At 71.3% G+C, this 8,397-nt stretch carries 5 protein-coding genes; 1 reads left to right on the top strand and 4 read right to left on the bottom strand.

The features are described from left to right. The 4 genes from aat to NBW84_RS12910 all read right to left on the bottom strand — a co-directional run. Positions 1–922, bottom strand: a 922-nt coding sequence (aat, locus tag NBW84_RS12925) for a leucyl/phenylalanyl-tRNA--protein transferase (RefSeq protein WP_250284880.1), incomplete at its 3' end; no start/stop codon positions are given. 35 nt (positions 923–957) lie between these two features. After that, a complete protein-coding gene (locus NBW84_RS12920) occupies positions 958–3,324 on the bottom strand; it encodes a putative bifunctional diguanylate cyclase/phosphodiesterase (protein ID WP_250284888.1) in 2,367 nt (788 codons plus the stop codon). Between the two features lie 644 nt (positions 3,325–3,968). Then, positions 3,969–4,964 carry a pirin family protein gene (locus NBW84_RS12915; protein ID WP_250284878.1) on the bottom strand — a complete coding sequence of 332 codons (996 nt, stop codon included), beginning with the start codon at positions 4,962–4,964 and terminating at the stop codon, positions 3,969–3,971. A 318-nt stretch (positions 4,965–5,282) separates the two neighbouring features. Beyond that, positions 5,283–6,386, bottom strand: coding sequence for a ferritin-like domain-containing protein (locus NBW84_RS12910; protein WP_445548304.1), 1,104 nt, complete (start codon positions 6,384–6,386; stop codon positions 5,283–5,285). Positions 6,387–7,249: 863 nt separating this feature from the next. Here NBW84_RS12910 and NBW84_RS12905 point away from each other — a divergent pair. Beyond that, positions 7,250–8,397, top strand: a 1,148-nt coding sequence (locus NBW84_RS12905; RefSeq protein WP_250284875.1) for a CoA transferase, incomplete at its 3' end; no start/stop codon positions are given.

The following is an 8,397-nucleotide window of genomic DNA, read 5'->3' as shown; positions in this document are numbered from 1 at the left end:
GGGCCAGCTCGGCCAGCCGGGTGACCGGTAGCCGGCCGCGGTCAAGCCGCACCTCGGCATCCCGTGCCTGCCGCAGCTCCGTGAGAAAACGCACCCGCGGGATCTCGACCGCTCCCATGGACTTCGCGTGCGCGGTGACGAACTGCACGTCGACGAGCCGGCCACCGGCCGGCGCGAACCGCGCGTCGAAGTCGACGAGCGCGGCCTTGGACGCGTCGGTGCGCACGTGGAACATGGACTCGGCCATGAAGGCGGCGCCGACGAGCACGCCGAACATCCCGCCGATGAGCTCGTCGTCCTGCCACACCTCGACGCTGTGCGCCCAGCCGAGCCGGTGCAGCTCCTGGTAGGCGCCGGCGAGCTCGGTGGTGATCCAGGTACGCCGGGTGCCCTGGCCGCAGTTGTGCACGACGTCGACGAACGCGTGGTCGAGGGTGGTCGTCCAGTCGCACGCGCGCATCCGCTTGAACAGCGAGTCGGCCACGCGCACCCCGCCGACGGGCAGTACACCGCGCGGATCCGGGCTCCACCAGGCGAGATCGGCCCGTCCCCGGGTATCCCGCGACAGTTCCTGGACGTCGGGGGACAGTTCCTGGGCGTCGCGGGACAAGATGGGCGGCCGGCCGCCGGCCGCCGCCGGGTCACCGGGCCCCAGGGCATTCGCCACCGCGACCGGACCGCCGGCCGGCTCGTCGGGCGGCTCGTCGGGCGGCCAGGGAAAGACGCCCCGTCGGTAGGCCCCGACCAGGGTCGCCGGGGAGAGATCACCACCGAAGGCGAACGGAGCGTCACCGGGATCGGCCGGACCGACCTCCGCCACGGAGTCCCACACCGACCGGCCAGGATGCCGGGGCGGGCCGGTCAGGTCCGCGCCGCCCCCGCCCGGGTCCATGCCGCCCGGGTCCATACCGCCCGGGTCCATGCCGCCTGAGCCTGTGCCGCCCGCGTCCATGGTGGTCAGGTCCACGGGTGACCGGCGCGGGCGGGCTCGGCCCCGTCGGCCATCAGGTCAGCCGCTGTCACCCGCTCTAATCGGGACGGCGGGTATCCGCCCTCCCCGGAGGAGGAATACGCGCGGCGATTGTTGCGGTGCCACAGCAGCGGGGTCAGCTTGTCGGCGGGCTGGGGTGCGCCCAGGTAGAAGCCCTGGGCGAAGTCGCAGCCGTAGTCGGCCAGCCGGCCCATGGCCGTCTCGGTCTCAACCCCCTCGGCCACGATCCGTAGGGCCAGGGAGTGCGCCAGCCCCACCGTGGACTGCACGATGGCCGCCGAGAGCGGGTCGGAGTCGAGGTGGATGACGAACGACTTGTCCAGCTTGAGCACGTCCACCGGCAGTTCCCGCAGGTAGGCCAGGGACGAGTAGCCGGTGCCGTAGTCGTCGACGGCGATGCGGACCCCCATCTCCCGCAGGCTGCCGAGCACGGCCGCGGTCCGGATCCGGTCGAGCATCAGAGCGGTCTCGGTGATCTCCAGTTCGAGTGCCCTCGGCGGCACCCCCTTCGCCGTGAGGAGGTCCCTGACCTCGGCCGGGAATCCCTTGTCGAGCAGGTTGGGCGCGGAGAGGTTGACCGCGACACCGATCTTCAGGCCGGCGTCCCACCACTGGCGGCACTGGTCGAGGGCCAGCCCGAGCACCTCGAGGGTCAGCGTGCGCATCAGCCCGGTGTGCTCGGCCATGGGCAGGAACTCGTTGGGCTGGAGCAGCCCCCTGGTGGGATGCTCCCAGCGCACCAGGGCCTCCACCGCGTGGCAGATGCCCGTGCGCAGGTCGACCTTCATCTGGTAGTGCAGGCGCAGCTGGTCCTGGCCGAGCCCGGCCCGCAGGGTCTCGATGACGTCGAGGCGGTCGAGGATGTGCAGGTCGGCGCCGGGCCGGTAGTGCTCGATCCGGGTACGGGCCGCCTTTGCGGCGTACATCGCGATGTCTGCCCGCTGCAGCAGGACGTTCCCGGCCACCGCGTGATCGGGATAGACCGCGACCCCGATGCTGGCGTCGACGTGGAAGCTCACCCCGTCGACGTCGAACGGGCCGTCGAGGGCGGCCAGCACCCGCTCGGCGACGGCCCGCGCCGCGGTGGCGTCGGCGTCCTGGAGGAGCACGGCGAACTCGTCGCCGCCGAGCCGGGCCAGCAGGTCCGTCGGGCGCAGCGCCGTCTCGATCCGGCGGCCGACGAGTTTGAGCAGGTCGTCGCCGACCTGGTGGCCGAGAGAGTCGTTGATCTCCTTGAAGCGGTCCAGGTCGAGCACGAGCAGCGCGAAGCGCGTGGCGCCGCAGTCGCGTGCCTCCTCCTCGCTGAGCAGCTCGAAGAACCCGCGGCGGTTGGCGAACCCCGTCAGCTCGTCCGTGCGCGCCTGCATCTTGCTGTCCACGAGCTGGCGGACCTCGGTGAACGTGATGCCGGCACGCACGATGGCGGACAGGATCGTCCCGGCGGCGAGCACGACGGTCAGCGGCGGCAGCCTGATGAAGGCCCCGACCACCAGCAGCGTGAGCGCGCTGACGGCGAAGAAGAACGGGATGAACAGCATCTCCCAGCCGGCGACCCGGTCGGACATCTCCCGTGGGGCCCGTTGCCACGCGGCGCAGGCCGGCAGGACGAGCGCGAGCGCCCAGAGCGCCTCGACCGGGCCGCCCGGAGTGTAGGTGCCGCCCGCCATCGCGCCGGTGACGATCGTGTCGGCGACCGCGAAGCCGGCGAGGGAGATCCCCAGCAGCCACCAGGCCTTCTCGGGGCGCCAGCCCCGCAGCCCGAACGCACTGGCCACGAGCACGAGCAGCATCAGGTCGGCGAGCGGGTAGGCGATGTTCAGGCCGAGGACCGACAGCCCCGCCGGGTTGTCCACGCCGATGACGACGGCGGCGAGCCCGCTCGCCAGCGCGGCCACGCCGAGGCCGCCCACCAGCGCGTCCAGCCACAGGCTGGGGTGAAACCGGGTGACCCGCCCACGCAGCAGGAGGATCACGGAAATACAGGTGGTCGCGTAGAACACGAGCCAGCCGATGTCCGCCGGCGACGGCGACGGCGCGTCGGCATGGTTCATGATCTCGGTGAAGTAGATGCTGCCGGCGCCATAGGACAGCAGGCCGGTGCCGAGCACAGCCCAGGCGAGCCGCTCACCGCGGACCAGAATGGCACGCAACATACAAAAGCCACCGGCGGCGATGCTGAAGCTGTTGCCCAGCCACCTGTCGGCCTGGTTGACGATGGACGACACATCACGTAGGCCGACGAGCGTCGTGACGGCGAAAAACACGGCCGCCACCAGCAGCACGACCTGCCCCGCACCGATCAACCGCAGCCGACGAGCGGTGTGAACTGACATCGTCAAGCGGTCATCTCCCCATTATCGCGTCAGCGGGATACATTCTGGCATCACGACACCTATTCATCCTGAACCACCCACCCGGTAACCCCGGCCCGGGTCAGCGGCTCGAGGGCACCAGGGCCACCCGCGGTACCGGTGAGGGTCATTCCCGGGCTGCCGTCGCCCCGCCGGGATGCGGCTGGACGGCCCTGCCAGCTCCCATGACCCCGGTGGGCCAGGTGTGGCGTGACGACCACGCTCCCACCGCGCCCGGAACACCTGGATCACCAAAGGCGGGTTACTTCCGCGGGGAACGCTCCCGCACCGCTAGTTCAACACCGTCTCGCCACGACGGCACGCCGAAGCCTCCCGGCATCCAGCCAAAGACGTCAAGAGGTCGACGAAAAGTCGAGCAGGTAAACACACATCGTATAAGCGGACGCCAACGGGCCGCAATCGACATGAGCCCGTCACGCTCCGTACTGTCGAAGCGTGGCGGGCTCAAAGCGTGCGCACCGGAACACGGATATGTATCGCCCCGGCATCTGCACCTGCATCTGCATCTGTTTTTGCACCGTATACCGATCTCCGGCATTACCGAAAGAAGGCTCGATTCTTCGGTTGACTGCCGATAATCGATCAACTACGGATTTCGCGTCCGATCACTCCGACCGGCGGGCGGCCCGGTGCGGCATAAGGGCGTTCGGGGGAATGACGCCGAGCCGGCCCTCCTGGTAGTCGGCCACCGCCTGGCGCAGCTCCTCCTTGGTGTTCATCACGAACGGCCCGTACATCTCGACGTGCTCCCGGATCGGGCGCCCGCCGAGCAGCAGCACCTCCAGCCGGCCATCCGCCCCGGGCTGCCGGTCGTCGGCCGCGAGCGTCAGGTAGTCACCGGGGCCGAACACGGCGAGCTGCCCGGTGCGGACCGGCCGGCCCTCGCCGCCGGCCCGTCCCGAGCCGGCAAGGACGTAGGCCAGCGCGCTGAAACCCGGCTCCCAGGGGACCGTCAGCCGCGCGCCCGGGAACAGCGTCGCGTGCATCATCGTGATCGGCGTGTGGGTGGCACCCGGCCCATGGTGACCGGCCGGGTCACCGGCGAGACCGCCAGCGATGATCCGCAGCAGCGCGCCCGCGTCCGGCGACGCGAGCAGTGTGACCTGGTCGCCTTCGATGCTCTGGTAGCGCGGCGGGCTGAACTTGTCCCGCGCCGGCAGGTTGACCCACAGCTGGATGCCGTGGAAGAGGCCGCCGCTGACGACGAGCCGCTCGGGCGGGGTCTCGATGTGCAGGATGCCGGCGCCCGCGGTCATCCACTGGGTCGCCCCGTCCGTGATGACCCCGCCCCCACCGTTGGAGTCCTGGTGCTGGAACGTCCCATCGATCATGTACGTCACGGTCTCGAAGCCGCGGTGCGGATGCCACGGCGTGCCCTTGGGCTCACCGGGCGCGTAGTCGACCTCACCCATCTGGTCCATGTGGACGAAGGGGTCAAGATCGGCAAGGCTGACCCCGGCGAACGCGCGGCGGACGGGAAAGCCCTCGCCCTCACGGCCTGACGGCGCGGTCGTGACCGACCGGACGGGCCGCTCCAGCTGGCCGGGCAGAGGTACGGCCAGGCGCGGCAGGGTGGTTGTGTCGGCGGTAACGGCAGGCATGCTGTCCCTCCCAGATTCTCGTTGCTGTTGCAACTATCGGAGGATGACAACCCCGGATCGTCCGGATCCCTTCCCGGCGGCCATGGACGACCGCCGGATCCACGGGACCCTGGACGGCCACCGACCGGACCGTGGACGGCCGCGGACGGCCGTCCACTACGATCATGACCGTTACTGTCCACGGCTGTCCACGGCTGTCCATGGCCGCCCGCCCGGAGCCGGTCGGCCGCGCGTCCGGCCGACCGGTCCGTCACATACCCATCCGGCCGGTCACGCATCCGTCAGACCAGAGCCGGTCCTGGAGCAGGGCCGCCCGGGTCAGAGCGCCGTGGCGATCGTCTCCGCCACCTGCTCCCGCCGCCTGGCCAGGTCGGCCTCCTGCGCCCGCGCCCGGTCGAGGCCGTCGGCGATGTCGGCGTCCCGGCGCATCAGCGCGGCGAGATCGAGACCGGCCAGCTCGAGGACGCCCATCCGCTCGTAGGCGGTGCGGACTTTCTCCCCCCACAGGCCGATGTCCTTCACGCACGGCACTATCCGGCTGAACAGCAGCTTGCGGAAAGCCCGCATGTACTCGGAGGTCTCCACCGCGGCGAGACAGGCGTCCACGTCGAAGCCGAGGTTCTCCCAGACCTCGGCGCCACGCAGCCGGTCACGCATCAGCCAGCAGCTCTCGGCGACGAACTCCTCGCGTTCGTCGAGCTCCCGGCGGGACAGCTGCGCGTAGTAGTCGCGCAGCGCCAGCCGCCCGAACGCGATGTGCCGGGCCTCGTCCTGCATGATGTAGGAAAGGATCTGCTTGGGCAGCGCCGCCGTGGCGACGTCCCGCAGGACGCCGAAGGCGGCCAGCGCGAGACCCTCGATGAGCACCTGCATGCCCAGGTACGGCATGTCCCACCGGCTGTCACTCAGCGTCGTCGCCAGCAGGGAGCGCAGCTCGGGGTTGATCGGGTACAGGAGGCCGATCTTCTCCGTCAGGAAGCGGGAGTAGATCTCCGCGTGCCGCGTCTCGTCGATCGTCTGGGTCGCGGCGTAGAACTTCGCGTCCATGTCCGGGACGGACTCGACGATCCGGGCGCTACAGATCATCGCGCCCTGCTCGCCGTGCAGGAACTGGCTGAACTGCCAGGCCATCAGATGCTGGCGCAGCTCGCCGCGCTCCCGCCGGCCGAGCTTGTCCCACAGCGGGAGCCCGTAGATCGGGACCGTCCGGTCCGACAGCCCCAGGGGGTGGTGCGGATCCACCTCCTGTGACCAGTCGATCCTGGTCGTGGCGTCCCACTGCTTGTCCTTGCCCTGCTGGTAGAGGGCCAGCAGCCGGGCCCGGCCGTCGGCGTAGTCCCAGGAGAACCGGGCGTCGCCGGCCATGGGGATGCTCCAGGTGCGGTCGCCGGCCGACGCGTCGTAGCGGTCATGTGCGCTGATGGGCCGAACCTCCAGTCACCAGGCCCGGGCCGGCCGGCCGGCAGCGCGATCCCGGTCGTCCGTACCGCCGGCGGCCGCTCGCGCGGACCGGGGAGGCAGCCCCGACAGGACGCCACGACGAACCGGCCGCCCTCGGCCGGGCCTGTCGCATCCGCCCACATCGTCCATGCCCACATCGTCACGGTACCTGGTGAGTCACGCCACCCGCTGGACAGCCGCCGTGCCGCTGGACGGACAGCATGTCGTGGAACAGCCGCCGGACAGTTGTCCCATCGACCGCCGCGTCGATTGCCAGTCGAGCGCCACGTCGATTGCCGCACCGACCGCCGCATCGGCTGTCATGCCGAGGCCACGCCGGCGGGCTCACCACACACTGACATCGGGTGGTGACGCGGCCGGGCATCATCCCGTCCGCCCCCGCGGGCTCATCTCCTGGGGGGGGTGAAGATGCTCGACACGCCGCCGGTAAAGTTAATGGTTTGTGACAACTGGCCCCGAAAGCCGGCTGGACCGCTACCGTCGGGGCCGTGGACCGCATCTGCAGTCGACCGGATTTCCTGCGACAAGAACGCCTGCGAGCGGCGGGACGGCTCCGGAGCCGTCAACGTCCCCGTGACAGCCATCGCCACCGCCGGGTGGCGGTCCGGCCGCCGGGGCGCCCGGCCTGGCGCCGCTGACACCGGACGGTCCGCCCCTTCGCGGGCCGGTACAGCGGCCCGGAGCGCCCACCGGCTCGACGGCCCGCCGTACGCGATGTCGCGGAAGCCGCACGCGATGTCGTCGCAAGGGCGCGGGTGCCGACGTCCGTGCGCGAAAACGGCCCATCGATGAGTGACAAATCACATTTTCGTCATGTTCGGGAGATGATCGCCGAAGCCGCGCGAGCGCTCGGCGGCGAGTTTCCCGGCCAGGACACGGTGACGATCATCGGTTCGCCGCAGGCCCTGCCAGCACGGCTGCCGGTCAGCGCGCTCGCCCAGGCGAGCGTGGCCGTCGTCGGGCTCGCGGCCGGCGAACTCAACGCCATACCCGCGGAGGCAGCCATACCCGCGGGAGCGGGCCCACGCGGCGGGGAGCCGCTGACGATCGACAGCGGCGCGGTGGCCGCGGCCTTCACCAGCGAACGGCATCTGCGCCTCGACGGCCGGCCGCAGATCGGCATGGATCCGCTGTCGGCCTTCCTGCCCACGGCGGACGGCTGGGTGCGGCTGCACGGCAACTACCCGCACCATCGGGCCCGGCTGCGGGCGGCGCTCGGGATCGCCGACACCGCGACCGACCCGACAGCCGCGGTCAGGGCGGCCGTGGCCACGCTGCCCGCGACCGAGGTCGAGGACAGGGTGGTGGCGCACGGCGGCGTGGCCGCGGCCGTACGGGACACCGCCGGGTGGCGAGAGCACCCGCAGGGCCGTGCCCTCGCCGGGCTGCCCCTGGCCGGTATGCACCGCCTGGGCGACGGGCACCCGCCCGGCGCGGGGCATCGCCCGGCCCGCGAGCGCGGCCGGCCCGCCGCCGGGATCCGCGTCCTCGACCTGACCAGGGTCATCGCCGGCCCGATCGGCACCAGGACCCTCGCCTTCCTCGGCGCCGACGTCCTGCGGGTCGACAGCCCGCGGCTGCCCGAGATCCCGGCCCAGCACCTCGACACCGGCCCGGGCAAGCGATCGGCCTTTCTCGACCTCGGACGCCCGGCCGACCGACGGACGTTCGAGGAGCTGCTGGCGTCCGCGGACGTCGTCGTGAGCGGGTACCGCCCCGGGGCACTGGACCGCTTCGGGCTGTCGCCGCGGGCGCTGCACGAGCGGCGTCCCGGCATCGTGGTGGTGACGCTGAGCGCATGGGGACCGGCCGGGCCGTGGGCCGGCCGGCGCGGGTTCGACAGCATCGTCCAGGCTGCCACGGGCATAGCCACGACAGAAGCCGGCGACGATCCGGGCAGCGGCCGGCCAGAGGGCCGCTCGGAGGGCCGGTCAGGAGATCGGTCAGGAGATCGGTCAGGAGATCGGTCAGA

It is taken from the genome of Protofrankia sp. CiP1_Cm_nod2 (assembly GCF_920664355.1).
Lineage (GTDB): Bacteria > Actinomycetota > Actinomycetes > Frankiales > Frankiaceae > Protofrankia.
Note: the sequence above shows the minus strand (reverse complement) of the source record. Positions and strands in the feature narration are given on the sequence as shown.